Origin of the sequence: Paenibacillus sp. MMO-177 (assembly GCF_037147795.1) — a bacterium.
GTDB lineage: Bacteria > Bacillota > Bacilli > Paenibacillales > Paenibacillaceae > Pristimantibacillus.
Genome location: NZ_JBBCUR010000007.1, coordinates 109,537 through 129,498, shown reverse-complemented (window position 1 = coordinate 129,498; position 19,962 = coordinate 109,537). Strand labels below are relative to the sequence as shown.

General features: G+C 52.5%; 12 protein-coding genes. 10 read left to right on the top strand and 2 right to left on the bottom strand.

Annotation, left to right across the window (positions count from 1 at the left end):
- Positions 1 to 71 precede the first annotated feature (71 nt).
- From WFK81_RS22580 to WFK81_RS22560, 5 genes are all read left to right on the top strand, one after another.
- Complete coding sequence (locus WFK81_RS22580) at positions 72 to 2,351, top strand: helix-turn-helix domain-containing protein (protein WP_336788644.1); 2,280 nt, start codon at positions 72 to 74, stop codon at positions 2,349 to 2,351.
- A 199-nt stretch (positions 2,352 to 2,550) separates the two neighbouring features.
- On the top strand, positions 2,551 to 2,679 hold the full coding sequence (locus WFK81_RS22575; protein WP_336788642.1) for a hypothetical protein: 129 nt from the start codon (positions 2,551 to 2,553) through the stop codon (positions 2,677 to 2,679).
- Between the two features lie 12 nt (positions 2,680 to 2,691).
- Entirely contained in the window at positions 2,692 to 4,332 is a 1,641-nt protein-coding gene (locus tag WFK81_RS22570) for an ABC transporter substrate-binding protein (protein WP_336788640.1), read from the top strand.
- A gap of 71 nt (positions 4,333 to 4,403) precedes the next feature.
- Positions 4,404 to 5,318, top strand: a complete 915-nt coding sequence (locus WFK81_RS22565) for an ABC transporter permease (protein WP_336788639.1) — start codon at positions 4,404 to 4,406, stop codon at positions 5,316 to 5,318.
- A 26-nt stretch (positions 5,319 to 5,344) separates the two neighbouring features.
- Entirely contained in the window at positions 5,345 to 6,244 is a 900-nt protein-coding gene (locus tag WFK81_RS22560) for a carbohydrate ABC transporter permease (RefSeq protein WP_336788637.1), read from the top strand.
- Positions 6,245 to 6,280: 36 nt separating this feature from the next.
- Here the strand turns inward: WFK81_RS22560 and WFK81_RS22555 are convergent, their stop codons facing one another.
- Complete coding sequence (locus WFK81_RS22555; RefSeq protein ID WP_336788635.1) at positions 6,281 to 6,505, bottom strand: hypothetical protein; 225 nt, start codon at positions 6,503 to 6,505, stop codon at positions 6,281 to 6,283.
- A gap of 184 nt (positions 6,506 to 6,689) precedes the next feature.
- Between WFK81_RS22555 and WFK81_RS22550 the strand changes: the two genes are divergently transcribed.
- On the top strand, positions 6,690 to 11,357 hold the full coding sequence (locus WFK81_RS22550) for a X2-like carbohydrate binding domain-containing protein (protein ID WP_336788633.1): 4,668 nt from the start codon (positions 6,690 to 6,692) through the stop codon (positions 11,355 to 11,357).
- A gap of 350 nt (positions 11,358 to 11,707) precedes the next feature.
- On the opposite strand, the gene WFK81_RS22545 is transcribed toward WFK81_RS22550, so the two are convergent.
- Entirely contained in the window at positions 11,708 to 13,693 is a 1,986-nt protein-coding gene (locus WFK81_RS22545; RefSeq protein ID WP_336788631.1) for a beta-galactosidase, read from the bottom strand.
- Between the two features lie 248 nt (positions 13,694 to 13,941).
- Here WFK81_RS22545 and WFK81_RS22540 point away from each other — a divergent pair, with 248 nt between their 5' ends.
- The 4 genes from WFK81_RS22540 (at position 13,942) to WFK81_RS22525 (ending at position 19,957) form a co-directional block, all read left to right on the top strand.
- Complete coding sequence (locus WFK81_RS22540; protein ID WP_442956088.1) at positions 13,942 to 14,913, top strand: ABC transporter permease; 972 nt, start codon at positions 13,942 to 13,944, stop codon at positions 14,911 to 14,913.
- A 17-nt stretch (positions 14,914 to 14,930) separates the two neighbouring features.
- Complete coding sequence (locus WFK81_RS22535) at positions 14,931 to 15,815, top strand: carbohydrate ABC transporter permease (RefSeq protein WP_201001937.1); 885 nt, start codon at positions 14,931 to 14,933, stop codon at positions 15,813 to 15,815.
- A gap of 46 nt (positions 15,816 to 15,861) precedes the next feature.
- Complete coding sequence (locus WFK81_RS22530; RefSeq protein ID WP_336788630.1) at positions 15,862 to 17,451, top strand: extracellular solute-binding protein; 1,590 nt, start codon at positions 15,862 to 15,864, stop codon at positions 17,449 to 17,451.
- A gap of 244 nt (positions 17,452 to 17,695) precedes the next feature.
- On the top strand, positions 17,696 to 19,957 hold the full coding sequence (locus WFK81_RS22525) for an AraC family transcriptional regulator (protein WP_336788628.1): 2,262 nt from the start codon (positions 17,696 to 17,698) through the stop codon (positions 19,955 to 19,957).
- Positions 19,958 to 19,962 lie beyond the last annotated feature (5 nt).

Below are 19,962 nucleotides of genomic sequence, written 5' to 3'. Positions count from 1 at the left end.
GGTATAATAAAGCAATTGTTGAGACTTTTCCCATCTTTTTAAGTTTGGCAAGGGCGAAAGGTGGCATTCCGATGAAAAGAAGCCGTATGAATCTGCTGATCCAGCATCTCGTCTCCTACTTTCTGGTGCTGCTGTTCCCGCTGCTGATTATTCTGGTCTACTACTATCCGCACTCGACGGCGGTCGTCAAGCAGAAAGAGATGGACTGGAATACGCATCTTACGGAGCAGGTAAAGACATCAATGGATACGTTTACCCGATACGTGTACAATTTGCCGTTCGAGCTGCTGAAGAACCGGGAAATCAAATTGTACAACGCCGAAGACATGGATTATCAACGCGTGCAAATCGCAAACGAAATGCGGAAATATAACGCCACAGACGGCTTTATCGATAACACCCTGCTTTATATAGAAAGTATGGGTTATTTATTCGCCAAAACAGGAAGCGCTTACAATGTTGGCGACTTCGGCAAACCGGGCATCGGGTATTACTACAAAGATTGGCCAAATATGTTTAATGAACTGAACCATTTGAAGGGGACGTTAGTGCGGCCGGTAGAGGATGTCGTTATTCCGGGCAGCAATCATGTCCGCATGCTTACCTTTGCCCTGCCGCTCCCGATCGGCGGCTACGAAACACCGGGAGCGGTGCTCATTATGGTCCGAGAGGATACGATTATCCGGATGCTGAACTCGATGTCGGAGATGTACAGCGGAGACTTCATCATTTTGGATGGAGAGGGGCGTCCTCTGCTCACCTCGAGCAAAGGCTCGTACATACCTACGAACGAGGTGCAGAGCTTCCTGACCGATCTTGATAAGAGCGGCAAAGGAGCTGGCCTATATGAGAAAGACGGCCGCTCTTATATCATTTCGCATACCGTGTCAGACAAAAACGGTTGGCAGTACGTAAGCGTCCTGCCCGTAACGGAGATGCTGCAGGGCATTCAGACGATTCAGCGCAATACGGTGGTCCTCATTGGCATGATGCTGCTGCTCGAAATGGTTATTATCTATGTGGCTATCCGCCGGAACTATCAGCCGATTAAGCGCATTGTGGATTTTGCCTCCAATCTGTTCGAGCCCGGCGGCAGGAAGCCCATGAATGAATTCGAGATGATCCGCTTTGCGCTTGGCGAGCTGGTGTCGGTGAACAGTTCCCTTGATGCCAGAGTGAAGCAGACGCTGCCGATGCTCCGGGATCATATGCTGCTTGAGCTGGTAAGCGGTAAAACGGTCAATGATGAAGCCTTTATGGGGCAGGCCGCTGCATACGGCATTACTTTCCCGCATGAAGCCGTCACCGTTGCCGTCCTGTCCATCGAATCTCCGAAAAGCGATGAAGGGGCGGATTGCCGGGCAGCGGAGTACTTAAGAGCAATAGAAGACTCGCAGCCAAGCGAGGTTAAGGGATATTTTCTAAAGAGCATCTACAGTCACGAAATGATATACGTCTGCTCACATGAAGAAGGCTTTGCGGTAAAGACATTTCTGGCGGATACCCGAAGGGAGCTGGAGGAACAGACGGGTGCGAAAGTCTATATCGGCATAGGAACCTCAAGCAAGCCTGACCGGGCGGAAGCTATTCATGTTGCCTATTTGCAGGCCGTTCGTGCATCGGAGCATCTTCAGCTGCGCGGAGGCAGTCCGGTTATCGTTTTCGACGAGATAGAAGCGCCCAAATCCGGTTCCGTATCCTATTACGCGGAGCTGCTGCAATCACTGGAGCTTGTTATCCTGAAAAATGACGCCGGAGCCGTCCGTTCCATTACGGACCGTATTATCTCGCAGATGAGCAGCGAAGGAATGCCGCCGCACATGGTCCGAAGCGTCTACATTAACACGGTTAGCGCTTTGCTGAACGGGCTCCAGCGATTTAGCCCGGAGGACGATGTCCTGCTCCGGCTTACGGATACGGCATACCAGTTCCGGTATACGGTTAAGCAGATGGCGGATATCATCCGGGATAGCTGCGAAAGGCTTTGCCTCATGATTCAGAACACCTTGCCGCCTGTCCGAAATGCATCCCAGGACGAGATTACTCGGTTTATCGAGCTAAGGGGGCTAAACCCCGATTTTTCTCTTCAGCTGATTGCGGACCATTTCGCCATGTCGGGGTCCAACTTCAGCCATCATTTCAAGAAAACAATGGGCCAGAACTTTAAAGAATACATCGATTTATTCCGCATTCAAACCTCTATTCAGCTGCTGAGAACGACGAACCAGACGTTGGACGGCATTGCCCAGCAGACGGGCTTCTCCAATACGTCAAGCTATATCCGCTGCTTCAAAAAAATCGTAGGCACGACACCCGGGCAATATCGGGAAACGCATAAGCTCATTTCATAAAATGCTGCACATATATCGCGGGCAAGCCTGCCGAATCGCTCGGCAGGCTTTGTTGTTGCCCAAGAAATAAAAAGGCCTTTCTTTTAGCCACGGATCACCCTTCCGCGCATGGCAAGCGGCATTTTTTGAACATCCACAATAATTGAATGGGCAGAAATTGAAGCGTTTTCAGCAACCTGATGTTAAACGCTTTCAAAAAATGCCAACCTTTCGAAAACTGTCCGTATACGGCTTATCGCCATACCGATTATTGTGGATGTACCGGGCGGCGACGTCCTGGTGCGGCGCATCGGCTTCGATTCGGCGCCATCTAAATGAATTGAATTGAGGGGGCAATTACATGCGGAAGAAAGTAGTCAGCATCATTACCGTCATGCTTGCTGCAACGACCATTATGTCAGCGTGCAGCAGCAGCTCGAATTCGGGCGGGAACAATGGCGGAAGCAATACGGGAAGCAGTCCTACGGCAGACAGCTCCGCCGGCAGCGGCGGCAATAGCGGAAAGAAAGTAAAGCTAACGGCGATCATGACCAAACATGCTCTGACGAAACCGCTTAAGGATATGGAATGGCTGCAGCAGGTGGAGGAAAAGGCCGGCGTTGAGATTGATTGGCAGGAGATTACCGCCGACTGGGATCAAAAGAAAGGAACGTTGCTGGCAAGCGGGGATATTCCGGATCTCTTTATTGGTCCTAACGTTATTACGGATGCGGATATGGCGCAGTTCCAAGGGCTGTTCCAGGATCTGTCGGGCATGCTGGATAAACTGCCTAACGTTCAGGCGATGTTTGATGCGAAGCCGGAGACGAAAAAAATCGCCGAGCAGCCGGACGGCAAAATTTACGGCTTGCCGAAATACCAGCGATATTGGCCGTCTACGGCTACCCGCCAATACATTAATCAGAAATGGCTGGATAACCTAGGCCTCCAAATGCCAACAACCTGGGATGAGCTGTACGATGTGCTCGTGGCGTTCAAAGAAAAGGACGCTAACGGCAACGGAGATCCAAACGACGAGATCCCGATGGACTGGCCGGGCGGAATCGGCGGTTATTTCAACCCGGCTTATATGCTTGGCGGAGAAGGCATAACGCTGACGGACGGCAGCCCGCAAGGGTATTTCGTCGAGGACGGCGTCGTGAAGAACTATTTGGTCGATGATCGATACAAACAGCTGGTTGTTTTCCTGAACAAGCTTTATAAAGCCGGTCTGATTAATCCGGAAGTATTCACGCACGATTACACGAAATACCAGTCCGTTGCCCGCGGCGAAGGGGATACGGCGAAGGTTGGCTTTACGATGGGCTGGGTTGCTTCCGACCGCTTTGGCGAGCAGCTTGCGCCGCAGTACACCTCCATGTCGCCGCTTAAGGCAACGCCAGGCAGCAATGTGTCGTGGAGCTATGACTACAACTCCTTGAACTATGGGGTTAATCAGCTTGTCGTGTCGGCCAAATCGAAAAACAAAGATGCGGTCATGCGGTTTATTAACGAGCTGTATGCACCGGATATGGGCATGCAGGTTCTGTTCGGATCTCTTGGACCAAACATTAAGGATAATGGCGACGGAAGCTACAGCGTTCTGCCGCCGGCTGATTCCAAAATGGATCCCGGCACATGGAAATGGACGTCCACGATGGCGGATAACGGCGCGTTCTATATTCCGGACTCGCTTCAACTGACGCTTGGCAAGGATATGCAGGAGGTTCTGGAGCAATCGAAGCCGATTGACGCGATTCAAATCGACGTCGATAACGATGTGTTCCCTAGCTTCCTGAAATATTCGAGCGCCGACAACAGCACAATGGGCCTGAACAATACCAACGTGATGAACCTGGCCAATACAAACTTCGCGAAATGGGTAACAAAGGGCGGCGTTGAAGGCGAATGGGACAGCTATGTGAAGGAAAGCGAAAAAGCCGGCCTGAAGCAAAATCTTGAAATTATGCAGAAGTACTACGACGAATTCAAGAAGCAATAACGGACGGCGGAAGTCGGCATGCCGCATGATGCGGGATGCCGGCTTCCGGCTGGCAAAGGAGGTAATCGGCGATGCGATTATTAGGGGGAGGACTCCGGGCATTAAGGCGGGATTATCAGCTGTGGATTATGATTGCGCCCGCTATTGCCGTTGTCCTGATCTTTAACTATATACCGATGTACGGCATTCAGCTTGCTTTCAAAGATTTTGATTTTACAAAGGGTCTCACCGGCGGCGCCTGGAGGGGCATCGATTATTTCAAGCAGTTCATTGACAGCTATCTGTTCACCGATCTGATGCGCAACACGTTCCTCATTAGCTTGGCGACTATTATCGTCGGGTTTCCGGCGCCTATTATTCTGGCATTGATTCTGAACCAGATCCGTCGCAAAAGGTTCAAAAATGTGATGCAGACGACGGTTTATCTGCCGCATTTTATATCCATTATCGTCCTTGTCGGCATGATGAACGTGCTGATGTCGCCGGAGACCGGCGTTGTTGGCCATATGATGAAGGGGCTGGGGCTTGGCCATATCAACCTGATCGCCTCGACCAATACCTTTATACCGGTCTATGTCCTGTCGGATATTTGGCAGCATTGCGGCTGGAACAGCATTATTTACTTGGCTGCCCTGTCTACCGTTGATCCGCAGCTCTATGATTCCGCCAAGATTGACGGGGCAAGCAGAATGAAGATGATCCGGTACGTCGATCTTCCGGCGCTTGTACCTACGATTATTATTTTGTTCATTCTTAGCATGGGCAATATTTTAAGCACGGGCTTTGAGAAAATCTTCCTGATGCAAAACTCTCTGAACCTGCCGGTCTCCGAGGTTATCGCCACCTACGTCTACAAAATCGGCATTGTGTCCAATCAGTTTAGTTATGCTTCCGCTATCGGTTTGTTTAATACGCTGATCAACTTTGTGTTCCTGTTTGCGATGAATGCCGCTTCCAAGAAAATGTCCAATACAAGCCTGTATTAATTCGGAAAGGAAGGAGGAATGGCCATATGGCGCTTAAGGGCTTGAAAGGGAGTGAACTCGCCTTTCATATCGCGCTTTATGCGTTATGCGCGGTTATCTTTGTCATTATCTTGTATCCGCTTTATTTCATTGTGATTGCTTCGTTTAGTGATTCAACGCTCGTATCGACGGGTAAGGTGCTGTTTTTTCCGAAGGGCGCTAGCCTATTCGGTTATAAGGAGATTTTCCAGGACAGCCGGGTATGGACCGGCTACCGGAATACGTTGTTTTATACGTTGTTCGGAACGCTGGTGAACATGCTGTTTACGATGCCGGCCGCTTACGTGCTGTCGCGGAAGGAATTTAAGGCGAGACGTCCGATTATGTTCCTGTTTGTCGTTACGATGTTTTTTAACGGCGGTCTGATCCCGACCTATCTGCTGATGAAGGATCTTCATATCACAAATACGTTCTGGGTATTTATCCTGCCGTTTTGCGTGAATATCTTCTATTTGATTATTGCCCGTACGTTCTTTGAGACCGCTCTGCCGGCGGAGCTTTACGAGGCGGCGGTGATGGACGGCTGCTCGCATTTCATGTATTTCGCCAAGGTCGCTTTGCCCTTGTCCAAAGCTCTGATTTCGGTGATCGGATTATATTACCTGGTCGGTCACTGGAATGATTTCTTTACCGGTCTGATCTATATCCGGGACAATAATCTGCAGCCGCTGCAAATCGTGCTAAGGGATATTTTGCTGTCCAACCAGGTATTTCAGAACGGAGCAGGGACGGGCGGCGGTGCGGCGTCGGGCGGTTATGCCCAGCGTTATGCCGACCAGATCAAATACGGCGTTATTATCGTGTCGTCTCTGCCGATTCTGATGCTGTACCCGTTCCTGCAAAAATATTTCGAGAAAGGGGTCATGATCGGATCCGTAAAAGGTTGATTCCATAAGGAGATGAGCATGCGCTAATCTATGAACTTAAAAGGAACGGATCCGGTCATCAGCCTTGGCGTGAACGGGCTGAATGCCCCGTTCAAAGGTCAGCACGATGAGCTGCAGTGAGGTCCGGCGCAAGCAGCGGAATTGACCGCTCGACATAGCAAGCGTAACGGGACGGTGCGGGCGTTGGCTCAGCGGCGTCCCGTTTGCGTTTTTTTTCCTTAATCGGCCGCCATACAGGTGAAATTGTCCATGAAAAGGCAATTTGTACCCCCGAAATCAGGAATAAGGTACGCTAAACGACCAAGATGTACCTACCTTCCCAAGCATGGGACCGATACAATCGGTTGTACGGTAAGCGTTTTCATAATGGGGCCGCATTGGAGAGTCACTCTACATAGCATGCGGTCAGCGCTGCCGAATAACTTGGGTAAAGGGGATGCAAAGATTGAGCGTTAACGCAAAACGCCGGAACAAGGCGTGGATGGGGATTCTGCTTGTGGTCGCCGTCCTGGCGCAAATCGGCTTCATTCCTCCGGGGAAGAATGTCGCGGAGGCAGCCGATAACGGATTGGCGCAGAAGCCTTACATGGGCTGGAGCAGCTACAGCATGCAGGTATACGACGGCCCGTCGGGCAACTGGATTTCGGAAGACAAAATCAAGCTGATGTCCGATACGATGCACGAGAAGCTTCAGGCACACGGCTATAAATACATTAATATCGACGCGGGCTGGAACGGCAGCATGGACGAATACGGGCGGCCTGTGCCAAGCACGGAGAAGTATCCGAACGGCTTCAAGAACCTTGTCGATTATGTGCATGCCAATGGGCAGAAGCTCGGTATCTATATGATTCCAGGCATATCGCCTGATGCCGTTGAACGCGATCTGCCGATCTACGGAGCACCGGGCTGCTCCATCGGCGACATTGTCGTGAGGCCTTATAAATACGGCGATTATTGGAATCTTGGTTACAAGATCGATTTCAGCAATCCATGCGCGCAAAAATGGGTCGACTCTGTTGCCGATCTGATCGCGTCTTGGGGCGTCGACTTCGTCAAGTTCGACAGCGTGACGCCGGGCTCCGGCCATAACGACGAGAGCATCGATGCCCGCGGCGACGTTAAAGCGTGGTCCGAGGCGTTAAGCAGGCACGGCATCTGGCTGGAGCTGAGCTGGGCGCTTGATCATAACTACGTCGATTATTGGAAGAAATACGCTAACGGCTGGCGTATCGATTGGGACGTAGAGGCTTATGATCCGAATATTGGCATGACGCAATGGGCCAATGTCGCCAGATTGTTCCCGGGCGCGGCTTTATGGTGGCGCGACGCGGGTCCCGGAGGCTGGAACGACTTCGATTCCCTGAACGTCGGCAACGGCGCAACGTCCGGCTTAACGAAGGACGAACGGCAGACTGCGGCAACGCTGTGGGCCGCTTCCGCAGCGCAATTCTATACAGGGGACGATTTGACCAATCTGGATGATTATGGCTTGTCTCTCTACACGAACGATGAGGTAATCGCCGTCAACCAAGCGGGTCATCCGATTCATCCGGTATCGATGGATACCGATCAGCAAGCCTGGTACGCCAACAACGGTGACGGGACGTACACGGTGGCGTTGTTTAATCTGGGCAGCAAAGGCGCGCGGGTTGGCGTGAAATGGAGCGAGATCGGCCTAAGCGGCACCGGTTCGATCCGCGACCTGTGGAGCCATAAGGAAATGGGCAGTTCGGCAACCGGCATTGATCCGTTATTCCTCGAGCCGCACGCATCGCGTTTGTTTAAGGTGACCGTGCAAAACGGTACCTCGATCGTTAACGATGACGATACCGGCATGAAATATACGGGCGAGTGGACGCGCAACGGCGGCAATGAGCTTGTGCGCGACGCACAGGACTTGTCCGTTGTTATAACGGACTCTTCGGGTTCGGGCAGCGGCTCCTCCGTGGATACGGGCGCCCGCACCGGCGGGGAATCCGTTGCGGGCGACGGATCAGCGGGGGCGGCAGACGCTGCGGCTTCCTCCTATACGGTAACGATCAACGATGACGATCCGGCGATTGCTTACGCCAATAAATGGGGTCACAGCACCGGCCGGTCCTTCGGCGACTATATGGGCGACGTGCATTACGGTGAACCGGACGGTTCGGAGCCGGAGTTATCGTACACGTTCGATGGTACGGGGATTGAGCTGCTATCGGAGCAAAGCACCAGCAGCGGCAAGATTGATATCTATATCGACGGAAATTTCCATTCGACGGTTGATTCCTACGGCAATGACCAGGTTGGACAGCATTCCGTATTCAGCGTGGCGGATTTGCCGCAAGGCACGCATACGCTGAAGGCAGTCCGGAATGCCGGCGGCCAATATTACTTCCTTTTCGACGCGTTTAAAGTCACGGCGGATACGCTGCTCGGCAGCCCTTCGGCGACAAGCTTCAATAAGGACGCGCCGGCTGATATTACGATTCCGCTGAATCTCGGCGCAAGCTCCTTCGCCGGCATCAGCAGCGGCACCGCATCCCTGCAGTCGGGGACCGACTATACGGTGTCAAGCGGCGTCGTCACGATCAAATCGTCTTATCTGGCGCAGCAGGCATCGGGTCAATCGGCAGCGCTTAACTTCAAATTCGCGGGAGGCGCCGCACAGACGTTATCCATTGCCATTAGCGGTACTTCGATAAGCCCGCTGGCGGCTTCCTTCGATAAACGCCCTGCCGCTCAGGCAGACCTTGCGGTTACGTTGACGCTTGGCGACTCGAACGAACTGACGGGCATTAAAAACGGCTCGAATGCCTTGAATAAAGGAACGGATTATACGGTGGACGGCAACGTTGTCCGCATCGCCAAATCCTATTTGGCATCTCTGCCGGTCGGGGACGCAAGCTTATCGTTCGAATTCTCGAACAGCAGCCCAAGAACGCTTGCGCTTACCGTTCTCAATTCGGCTTCGCCGGGCCGTTATGTATTTGTGAACAACGACGATCCGGGCATTCGGTACACGGGCAGCTGGAACCGCAGCAGCGGCCGCGGCCTTGGAGACTTTAAGGATGACGTGCAATGGACGGAGAACAACGATGCCTTCTTTACGTATACGTTCCAAGGCACGGGAATCGATTATATTACCGAAGTGGATGAAGGCCAGGGCAATGTCGAAATCTTCATTGATGGAGTCAGCCAAGGCAATGTAAGCACGTACGAAGCTGGAGCGCACAATGCGCCGCAGCGTACGGTGTATACCGTACGAGGCTTGACGAATGGCTTCCATACGATTAAAGCCGTGAAAAAGTCAGGGAAGTTTATGCTGCTCGACGCGCTGCGCGTTCAGCTGCCGGACCTGATTGATGTTTCCTCGACGGACTTCGCGAAGAATGCGCCGGCTGACGTCAGCGTGAATCTGCTGGCAAGTCCGGACAGCCTGAGCGGCATCTATAACGGGGGAGCGGCGCTTGTTCGCGGCACTGATTACACGATTGAAGATCATGTGTTGACCATCAAGCAACAGTACTTGGCCGCTCAGCCGGTCGGAACAACGAAGCTGACGCTCCGCTTCCGGGGCGATTACGGCGACGACGCGCATGCGTCCGCGGCGGAAGGAGCAGCCTTCTCCTATACGTTTAAAGGCATCGGCATCGAGCTGCTGTCGCCAGTCGGTCCAAAGCAAGGCGAGATGGAAGTCTATATTGACGGCGAACTGAAGAAGACGGTTAACGCTTATGCGGACAGCCGCGACTCGCAAGTAAGCCTGTACAGCGTCTCGGGCTTGACCGCGGGTTCGCATACGATCCGCGTCGTTAAAAAGTCCGGTGAGCTGATGCTTGCCGACGCCCTGCGGTTTACCGCCGCGGAAGCAAGCGTGCCGCCGGTATCCGGAGGCGGCAATGCAACTCCGCCGGTTGAGCCTGCAGCGCCAAAAGTTATTCGCACGACGCAGCCGGACGGCACGGTGCGGGATGAGCTTTCGCTGGCCGGCACGGAAGCGAAGGTACTGATTGACGCGCGTAAGGCAGCGGGAGCAAGCGCCTTGAAGCTGGCGGTGCCGGATTCGAAGGGCCAAGCGGCAGAGACAGCCGTGAAGTTGGATGCGGAAGCGGTCAAACAGTTTGCAGCCAGCGGACTTGATCTGGACATTGACGTATTCGGCGCGAAGATTCATGTGCCTAACGCCGTACTGAAGAGCGTAAACACGGAAGTTCACTTTGTAATTTCACCGGTTAAGTCGACCCAGCATAGAGCGCAGCTCGAACGCCGCGCCAATCTGTCCACGGTTGTTTCCGCAGCCGTCAAGGACAGCAAGATAACGCTGATTGGCTATCCGGCAGACATTGAAACAAACCTGCCGGAAGGCGAGACAACGCTTGTGCTGCCGCTTCCTGCCGGAGACTGGAGCTCCGAAGCGCTCTCGCATATCGGCGTCTACATCGAGCATAGCGATGGCACGGTCGAATACAAGCAAGGCGCTGCTGTTGATATTGACGGCGGCAAGGGGATCCAATTCAAGAACTCGAAGTTCAGCACATTTGCGCTTGTGAAGCTGGACGAAGCTTCGGGATCGGCTCCCGCCGCGTATATGAATGGCTTCGAAGGCAATCTGTTTAAGCCGGAGAAGGCAATTACCCGCGCGGAGATGGCGGCCATTCTGTCGCGTATCGCGCAGGACGGCACGGCAGGAGAAGATGGCAGCGTTTATAGCGACGTCAAGCCGGGTTACTGGGCGGCGGATGCAATCCGCAAAGCTACGGCTGCCGGTTTGATGAACGGTTATACTGACGGTACTTTCCGTCCGGAGCAGGCAATTACGCGTGCCGAGATGGCACAGCTCGTCGTACGTCTGGCCGGCGGCGGCTCCAAATTGGGCGCAGGCTTCGCAGATACGACCGGCCATTGGGCGGAGAAAGCGGTGAAATCCGCCGAGGGCGCCGGCTACATTAAAGGTTACGCCGACGGCACGTTCCGGCCGGATCGCACGCTGTCTCGCGCCGAAGCCGTAGTTGTAATCAATCGCTCGCTGGGCATTAGCCCATCCAGCAGCGGAGCATCATCCTGGAAGGACGTCCCGGCAAGCTATTGGGCATCCGGCGACATTGAAGCGGCATCGATTCAAAAATAAATCATAAAAGCAAAAGAAGAAGCATCGCTTTCCGTTTATCGGAAGGCGATGCTTCTTTCGCGTAGGAGCTTGGCACAGCGTAACACGGTTGCTTGTTGTTGTGCGAATTCGCTTACCGGGTCACTTTTTGAGATTACGTTGGATTCAATCCATTAAAATTGCCGGTTTAGATGCTGTATCCTCGCCTACGTTGGAGTTTCTCCAGTAAAATCCGTCTAAATCATAAAATAGATTAGTTGGGAGCCCCTACGTTGGATGAAATCCAACATAGGGGCTGAAAGCATAGGAGAAGAGGTCGTAGATTGGATAAAATCCAACCTGGGATATGAACAGAAGCTTTGTAGGAGGAATTAGAATCGGATGACCCTATACTCGTACCTTCCCAGTTCCAGCCTTGTACCCGCCTTAAGCTGCTCCTGCGCGAGCTCGTCAACCGCTGCACGCGGAATCGTTAAGCTTCCGCCGCCGCCATCCATATTAACAATGATCCAGATCTCGTACCCGTCGCCGCGTCTCGGGGCAATAAGGGTGCCCGGCGTCACATCGGAGCGGAGCGTCACGCCAGCCTTATCCGCATAATGCGTTATCAGGGCTTCCATCAAGAACTGTCCATCCTCGCCAGCCGGCATGGAGCCCAGCATGACGATTTTCCCTTTACCGTGCGCCTTCTCGGTTATCCAGGCAAGCTCTGGCGTTAAACCGCCCTCCATCGTTCCAACCGCTAACGCACTTACCGGCTTAAAGACGCTGCTCCATAACGTTAGCGGAGCCGAATGGCCAAATGCATGTCCAATCGCACCGCTGCCATCCATTGGATACGTGTAGACGACTTCCGCGCCTGCCAGCTGCTCCAGCCTGCCAAGCGCAGCATCTGTAGGAATCGTATGCTCTTCTGTACGCCCGCCGGTCAACGGGCCGATGACCCAAATGCCGCCGTTCTCAACCAGATCCAATGCCCGGTCCATATAGTCAGGCGAGACATAAGGGAGGAACGGAGTGAAGAGAAGCCTGTAACCGTCCAAGTTGGAACCCTCTGGTACGACATCCCGGTGAATGCCGGCGTTAAGAATCCTTGCGTAATAGTCCGTGATTAACCCCCGGTGGTTCAGCTTCCGAAGCGGCTCTGTCTTCAAAAAGGCTTTTGCCCGGTCCGAATAGGCAAGGGCGACCTCAGCTTGAGCCGGGCGGGTATTCAAAATAACATTTTCCAGCTCCTTACGGGCTTTGTCTACTTGAAGTACTTGGTTGTACCCAACCGCCGGCTTGCCCCATGCGCTTAATACCGAGCCATGCGGCTGCTCGCAGCCCGCCCGCTGCTGCCGCCACAGCCAATAACAGAACGCTTCGGCGCCAAGGGCGTAAGCGGCAACGGCTTCCGCCCGAAGATAGCCGTCCGGATGCGGCTTCGCATAGCTTTCGAGCGAAGCGGCAAAGGACGGGCTTGTCTCCATAATCCAATAATCCCGGCCGCGTTTGAAGCTGCGGAACAGATCATTATTAATAAGAAACGCCGATACGTGATCGGTTGTGGCATACGTATCGAAGGAAGCAAAATCAAGCTCGCGGAAGAGCCGTTCATTATCGACGCTAAACGCCATGCTGCTGTTATGGGTAATCGGCGCATCGGAATAACGGCGGATAATTGCCGCTTGTTCATCGGCGAATTCGGCGATTGCTTCCATCGAGAACAGCTGGTACATGGTCTTCAGCGAAGAATTATGCAGGAAGGGAGCGGGACCGGGCTGCGGCACCTGGTCGAACTGATGGTAATATTCACTCCAAATCTGGGTTCCCCAGGCCTCATTCAGTTTTTCAATCGTCCCGTAACGCCGTTCCAGCCATTGATGCCATTCCGAAAGACAGGTACGGCACATGCATTCCGACACATGTGCCTTGAATTCATTATCCAGCTGCCAGCCGACCAGGCCGGGGTGCCGTCCTATTGCCCGCGCTATATTTTCGGTAATAATCGCTGCCTTTTCCCTGAAATAGGGGTGATTCGTGCAGGCATGCTGACGGGAGCCATGTCCCATCGTCTGCCCGTTCGCATCGACATACATCCGCTCGGGATGGCCGTGGCTGAACCAGATTGGCGGTGTTGCCGTAGGCGTACACATAACGGTATCGATCCCGTTTTCATATAACCGATTTACAATGCGCTCGAAAAAGCTCATATCGTTCTTGCCCTCATGCGGCTCCATCCTTGACCAAGCAAATTCTCCGATTCGTACCACATTAATGCCGGCTTCTTTCATCCGTTTCAAGTCTTCCGCCAGAACATCCTCATCCCACAGCTCCGGATACCAGGCTGCCCCATGATACAGCTTCTTTCCCATAAGCTCACCTCAACTCGACTGGAATAACACGCAGTTCCACTATAGGTGCCCGAAAAGGGGAGAACAATCGTACAATTTTGCCCGGTTTGACGGGACCTTCCACTATTTTGACGGGTTTGCATTATCTTGATTTTCGCTTGCAGCAAGTCGTTGTAAGGGCTTTCTCAAAAATGTCCGATTGGCGGAAAGGCGAGGGAGGTCTAATAATTAGGTCATGCGATGCAACCATAACTTGGAGGTGACCCCAAATGAAGCAGGCGGCTGCTCCCAGCCAAGCAGAACTGATGCGGGCGACGACAATTCATAAAAGAACGCGACCCAACGTGCTGGCGAGACTCAAGAAAGACAAGTGGCTGTACTTGCTTTTAACTCCAGGCCTGTTATATTTCATTATTTTCAAATACGTACCCATGTGGGGCGTGCTTCTGGCATTCAAAAACTATCAGCCCTTCCTTGGCTTCTGGAAGAGCGATTGGGTGGGACTGGAGCATTTCCGGGTGTTCTTCACGAATCCCGAATTTTTCATGCTGCTGCGAAACACTTTAGTACTTTCCTTGTACAATCTGGTGTTTTACTTCCCGGCGCCTATTATATTAGCTCTTCTATTAAATGAGCTGAGGCTGGCATTCTTCAAAAGAATCGTACAAACCTTGATCTACATCCCGCATTTTATATCGCTTGTTATCGTAGCCAGCTTGACGTACGTTTTTCTGACGACCGAAGGCGGCCTAATCAATGAGATGCTGCTTAAGTATACGGGAACGAAAATCGATTTCCTCGCCAGTCCGGACTGGTTCCGGCCGATGATTATTATGCAGACGATCTGGAAGGAAACCGGCTTCGGCACGATTATTTTTCTGGCCGCGCTTGCGGGGGTAGATGTCGAGCAATACGAAGCGGCGATTACGGACGGAGCGAACCGGTGGCGGCAGCTTTGGCATATTACGCTTCCGTCGATTCGGAGCACGATTATTATTTTGCTGATTCTGCGGATGGGCGATGTGCTGGACAACGGCTTCGAGCAGATCTTCCTGATGCTAAACCCGCTGAACCGGGAGTCTGCCGAAGTGTTCGATACCTACGTCTATATGATGGGGATCACGCAAGGGGCGTTCAGCTATAGTACGGCGGTAGGCCTGTTCAAGGCGGTTGTTGGCGTCACGCTTGTGCTTGGAGCGAACTGGCTGGCCAAACGGTTTGGACAATCCGGAATCTATTAGGAGAGGAGGAATCACGCGTGGCAAAACAATATAGAAGCGCGTCCGGGACCGCGTTCGATATAACGAACGTAATCTTGCTGAGCGTCATCAGCCTGCTGGCCGTGCTGCCTTTTATCTACATCATAGCGGGATCCTTCGCATCGGATGCGGAATTAACGAAGAGAGCCGTGTTCCTCATTCCGAAGACGTTCACCACCGCGGCTTACCAGTTTATTTTCTCGACCGATACGATTCTGCAAAGCATTAAAGTTTCTCTCTATGTAACGGTAGTGGGCACGGCGGTGAATCTGTTCTTTACGGTGACGATGGCTTACGCCTTGTCGAAGCGTAATCTGATGGGGCGAAATACGGTACTTAACCTGATCGTATTCTCGATGCTGTTCGGCGGAGGACTTATTCCAACTTACCTGGTTGTCCGCGATCTTCATTTGCTTGATTCCTTTTGGGCCTTGATGCTTCCCGGCGCGATCAGCGCTTTTAACTTGATTATCGTGAAAAACTTCTTCCAGGAGCTGCCCGCCGAGCTGGAGGAAGCGGCCAGAATTGACGGCTGCACTGAGCTGGGGCTGCTGTGGAAAATCGTCCTGCCGCTTTCGATGCCGGTGCTTGCGACCTTCACGTTGTTTTATGCGGTAGGGCATTGGAACAACTTCTATTCCGCCCTGCTCTACATCAACGATCCGCAGAAATGGCCGCTGCAGGTTATGCTCAGACAAATCGTACTGCTCTCTCAGACAGCCGCCGGCGACATTAATTCGATGGATCCAAACTTTGTCGCACCGCCGGATCAATCGATCAAGATGGCCGTTATCGTTATTGGCACCATTCCGATTCTGCTCGTCTATCCGTTCCTTCAGAAGCATTTCGCCAAAGGGGTCTTGATCGGTTCGGTCAAGGGGTAATACGGATTGCGATATAGTATTTAATTAAAGGGAGGCATCAGTAAAGATGAACAAAAAGACGCAAAAATGGGTAGCAACGGCAGCTCTCGGAACATTGGCCATGACAGCGATTGCCGGTTGCAGCGGCAATAAAGAAGAAACGGCTAAGCCGGAACAATCGGCAGGCGCGACGGCAACCTCCGCAGCCACAAACGAGGCGGCCGCCGAGAAGCCGCTGGACATCAGCATCATGCTGCCTATCTTCAAGACGAACTTTCCTAAAGATGACGGTCCCGTTGTGACGGAGATCGAGAAGAAGACCAATACGAACATTCATCTGGAATGGGTGCCTAACGCCTCCTACGGCGATAAATTCAACATTACTCTTGCTTCAACGAAGCTTCCCGAAATTATATACGTACCAAGCTCGAAGGATCCAAGCTTTGTAAATGCGGTTCGTTCAGGCGCTTTCTGGGAGCTTGGCCCTTATCTGAAGGACTATCCGAACCTTAGCCAGGCGAACGAGGTCATTATGAACAACTCCTCCATCGATGGCAAGAACTACGGCATCTACCGCGGACGCGCCCTTGGCCGCAACGGGATTGTCTACCGCAAGGATTGGCTGGAAGCGGTTGGCCTTCAGCCGCCGAAGACGGTCGATGATTTCTATAACATGCTGAAGGCGTTTAAGGAGAAGGATCCGGACAAGAACGGCAAGGACGATACGTACGGCATGGTGCTTGTAAAATGGACCGGCGGCTGGGCAAGTGCCTTCGATACGATCAAGCTGTGGTTCGGCGCGCCAAACAAATGGGGAGTTGTAGACGGCAAGCTGGTGCCGGAGCATCAGACGCCAGAATATTTGGAAGCTCTTAAATTTATGAAAAAGCTGTACGACGAGAAGCTGATCAATCAGGATTTTGCGGTATTCGATTCCGCGAAATGGGTAGATCCGATCGTTAACGGCCAGGCCGGCGTTATCGTTGACGTAACGGATACGGCTGGACGGATTGAGGATAAGATTCACGCGGCGCTCGCCAAGGAAAACAAAGATAATCCGGACGCCCAATATATGGACAATATGATTGGCGTAACGGGAGCGGACGGTAAGCTGAAGGCGTTGCCGACATCGGGCTTCGCAGGCTTGCTGGCGATTCCGAAAGGGACGGTCAAGACGGAAGAAGAGCTGAAGCGCGTGCTTAAATTCTTGGATCAAATGAATGATGACGATCTGACGACACTAGCCGGATATGGTATTGAGGGCAAGCATTATACGCTGGACGGAGAGTTTATCGTGCCTACCAAGGATGCTGCCCTGCTGGAATCCGAGGTGGAAGGCCTTAACCAGATGCTGCCGTTTATCCCGGCAGGCCGCGGGCGCGTCGTGCAGCAAACGCCGCTTCGTCTGCAAACGACGGAAATTCAGAAGGAAGCCGAGCAATACATTGTTGCCAACTCGGCTGAGCCGTTTATCTCCGACGTTTACTCGCAGAAGGGCCAGCAGCTGGATAACATCATCAACGATGCGCGCATCAAGTTTATCGTCGGTCAAACCGATGAAGCGGGGCTGATGGCGGCCTTCGAGACATGGAAGAAATCGGGCGGCGACGATCTGGTGAAAGAAATGAACGAGCTGTACACTGCCTCCGCGAAATAAAATAAGCAGGCTTTTAGCACCCATCAAAAATTCCTTCGGGAGGATGGGTGCTTTGGCATGACCGAAAAAAACTCTGAATTTCGCACAAAATAGTCTGATTTTCATGCTTCCCTTATATTGGAATCTATTATAAGGTCAAATTTATAACCGAAAGGAATGGGGGAATAGGATGCGCCATGGAAAGAAAATTTGGCGGAGCCGCACGGATTCCGGCAATGGACGCTTTTTTAGAAAAAGCTTAATTATGATTTTCATCGTTTCCGGCATTCCCGGACTTATTATCGGGGGACTTATCTATTGGATGGCCGGCGGCCGGGTAGAAAGCGAGCTGCTGCAGCTTCACTACCAGCAGATTGAACAACGTTCCGAGCAAATGGATGATCAGTTAAGCAACCTTGAGCTTCTGCTTTCCCATTGGGCATTCGACAACAAATTCGACTATAGCTTAAACGGACTTGATTTTGTCCGCGATTTCAAGAGAACCGACGATATAACAAAGACGTTGATCGCCATGCAAGGCTCGAATGCTTTGGTCAAGAAAGCCGAGCTCTTTGTTGGCGGGAAGAGTCAGATCTTGTTTAATCCCGAATATACGCCGCTGCAGGATCAGCAGGATTTAAGCCTATACAGCAAACTGATACACGGTAAAAACCTGACTTATTGGACCGAGTGGTCGTTTGACTCCGATCATCCGGAGCAGAAGGACTTGACGCTCGTCCACCATATTCCGGGCGGAAGTCCAAATCCGTTTGGCGTGCTGGTCTTCCGGTTTGACAGCGACAAGATTGCCAGTCTGCTTCAGACGATGACCCCGTATTACGAAGGCGAAGCTTTCCTGCAGCAGAAATCTGGAGATCTTTTTGTTTCCGCAAGCGGAAGCGCTTCCAACGATTCGTTTGTGGAAGCGCTCCGCGAGAAGATCAATGGCATGAAGTCGGAGAAAGGCTCCTTTTTCTTCGACTGGAAGGGTTCAACCTACACCGTGTCTTACGGCAGCTTGTCGCGGATCTCGGATGAATGGCTGTACGTCTCGGCCTCTCCGATCAACAGCATCATCGCGCCGGTTATGTTTATCTCCAAGCTTGTTATTACGGTAAGTCTGATCGCCTTGCTGCTGGCGGCTTTGTTATCCTGGCTCGCTTCCCACCGGATTTATTCGCCGGTGAAACGGCTTGCTAATCTGTTTGGAGGGTATTCGGGCGGAGCGGCATGGACGGGCAAGGAGGATGAGTTTGCGCTTATCGAGCAGCAATATCAGCATCTTCATAAGGAGCGGCTTGAGCTGAATTCGAAGCTGGCGGAGCAGCTCCCGCATGTGAAGGAAAGCTTCCTGCATCAGCTGCTTCAGGGGCATTTGTATGCTTATTCGGAAGAAGATTTGCAGCGCCGCATGGAAAGATTCAAATGGGAGGTGCAAGGCCGCCATTTCGCCGTCTTGTTCATTCAGCTGAACGGTATCGCAAACATGGACGAAAAGTTCCGCAGCGGAGACGAAGGGCTGGTTACGTTTGCGGCCGTTAATATGATGAAAGAGCTGGCGTCCAAGCATTTCGAGCAAAGCGACACGCTGAACTTTCATGATCTTACGGCAGGAATCATGCTCTTTATCCCCGAAGGCGCCTCGTATAAACAGGCGGTTGAAGCTTTCAGCGAGGAGCTGACGACTTCGGTGAACCGGATTCTGCGGATGAGGGTGACCCTTGCGGTTAGCCGCCAGACTGCTTCTATTTCCGATCTGCCGAATGAGTTCGAGCGGGTCAAGCAGGCGGTCAGCTACCGCAATTGCGATAATGCCAACCAGATTATCGATATGGAGCAGGGCGTGTTGGGCGGCGAGGCTTGGGCGGAGCCGCAGTACCCTTTTAACTTGGAGCGGGAGCTTATTCAGGCACTCCGCACGGGCAAGGAAGAAGAGGCAAGCGAACTGCTTAGCTCGTTTGTTGGAGCGTTATCCTGCGCCGGAGCCAAGGAAATCGACGTGCAGCAGGGAATGCTTCATCTGCTTGGCAATATCCAGCATGTCATTATGGTATCCGGGGTTAATCCGAACAGGCTGTTCAAGGGCGTTAATCTGTATGAACAGCTGTCCCAAATTCGCGAGCCGAAGCGAATGCTGGCTTGGTTCGGGGATAAGGTACTGGCTCCATACCAGAAGGAGCTGTCCTGCCGGGCGGGCTCCGAGGTTAAACGGCTGATTGAAGCGGCGATGATCTATATGCAGCAGCATTACAGGCAGGATATTTCGCTGGATAACTGCGCGGAGCATATCGGGACCAATCCTTTTTATTTGAGCAAGTCGTTTAAAGTGGTGACCGGAAAAAATTTCATCGACTATCTGACCGAGCTTAGAATCGAGAAAGCCAAAGAGCTGCTGCGGGAATCGGAATTAAAAATCAATGACGTAGCCGAGCAGGTCGGTTATCAGCACAGCTATTTCAACCGGATTTTCAAGAAGCTGGAGGGCATGACGCCAACCAGCTACAGAGAGCAGAGCCAGCACCTGTAAGCAAG

Bases quoted from the DNA above. Each gene is read 5' to 3' on its own strand.
- WFK81_RS22580 (WP_336788644.1), top strand. From the start codon at position 72: ATGAAAAGAAGCCGTATGAATCTGCTGATCCAGCATCTCGTCTCCTAC.
- WFK81_RS22575 (WP_336788642.1), top strand. From the start codon at position 2,551: ATGCCAACCTTTCGAAAACTGTCCGTATACGGCTTATCGCCATACCGA.
- WFK81_RS22570 (WP_336788640.1), top strand. From the start codon at position 2,692: ATGCGGAAGAAAGTAGTCAGCATCATTACCGTCATGCTTGCTGCAACG.
- WFK81_RS22565 (WP_336788639.1), top strand. From the start codon at position 4,404: ATGCGATTATTAGGGGGAGGACTCCGGGCATTAAGGCGGGATTATCAG.
- WFK81_RS22560 (WP_336788637.1), top strand. From the start codon at position 5,345: ATGGCGCTTAAGGGCTTGAAAGGGAGTGAACTCGCCTTTCATATCGCG.
- WFK81_RS22545 (WP_336788631.1), bottom strand. From the start codon at position 13,693: ATGGGAAAGAAGCTGTATCATGGGGCAGCCTGGTATCCGGAGCTGTGG.
- WFK81_RS22540 (WP_442956088.1), top strand. From the start codon at position 13,942: ATGAAGCAGGCGGCTGCTCCCAGCCAAGCAGAACTGATGCGGGCGACG.
- WFK81_RS22530 (WP_336788630.1), top strand. From the start codon at position 15,862: ATGAACAAAAAGACGCAAAAATGGGTAGCAACGGCAGCTCTCGGAACA.
- WFK81_RS22525 (WP_336788628.1), top strand. From the start codon at position 17,696: ATGATTTTCATCGTTTCCGGCATTCCCGGACTTATTATCGGGGGACTT.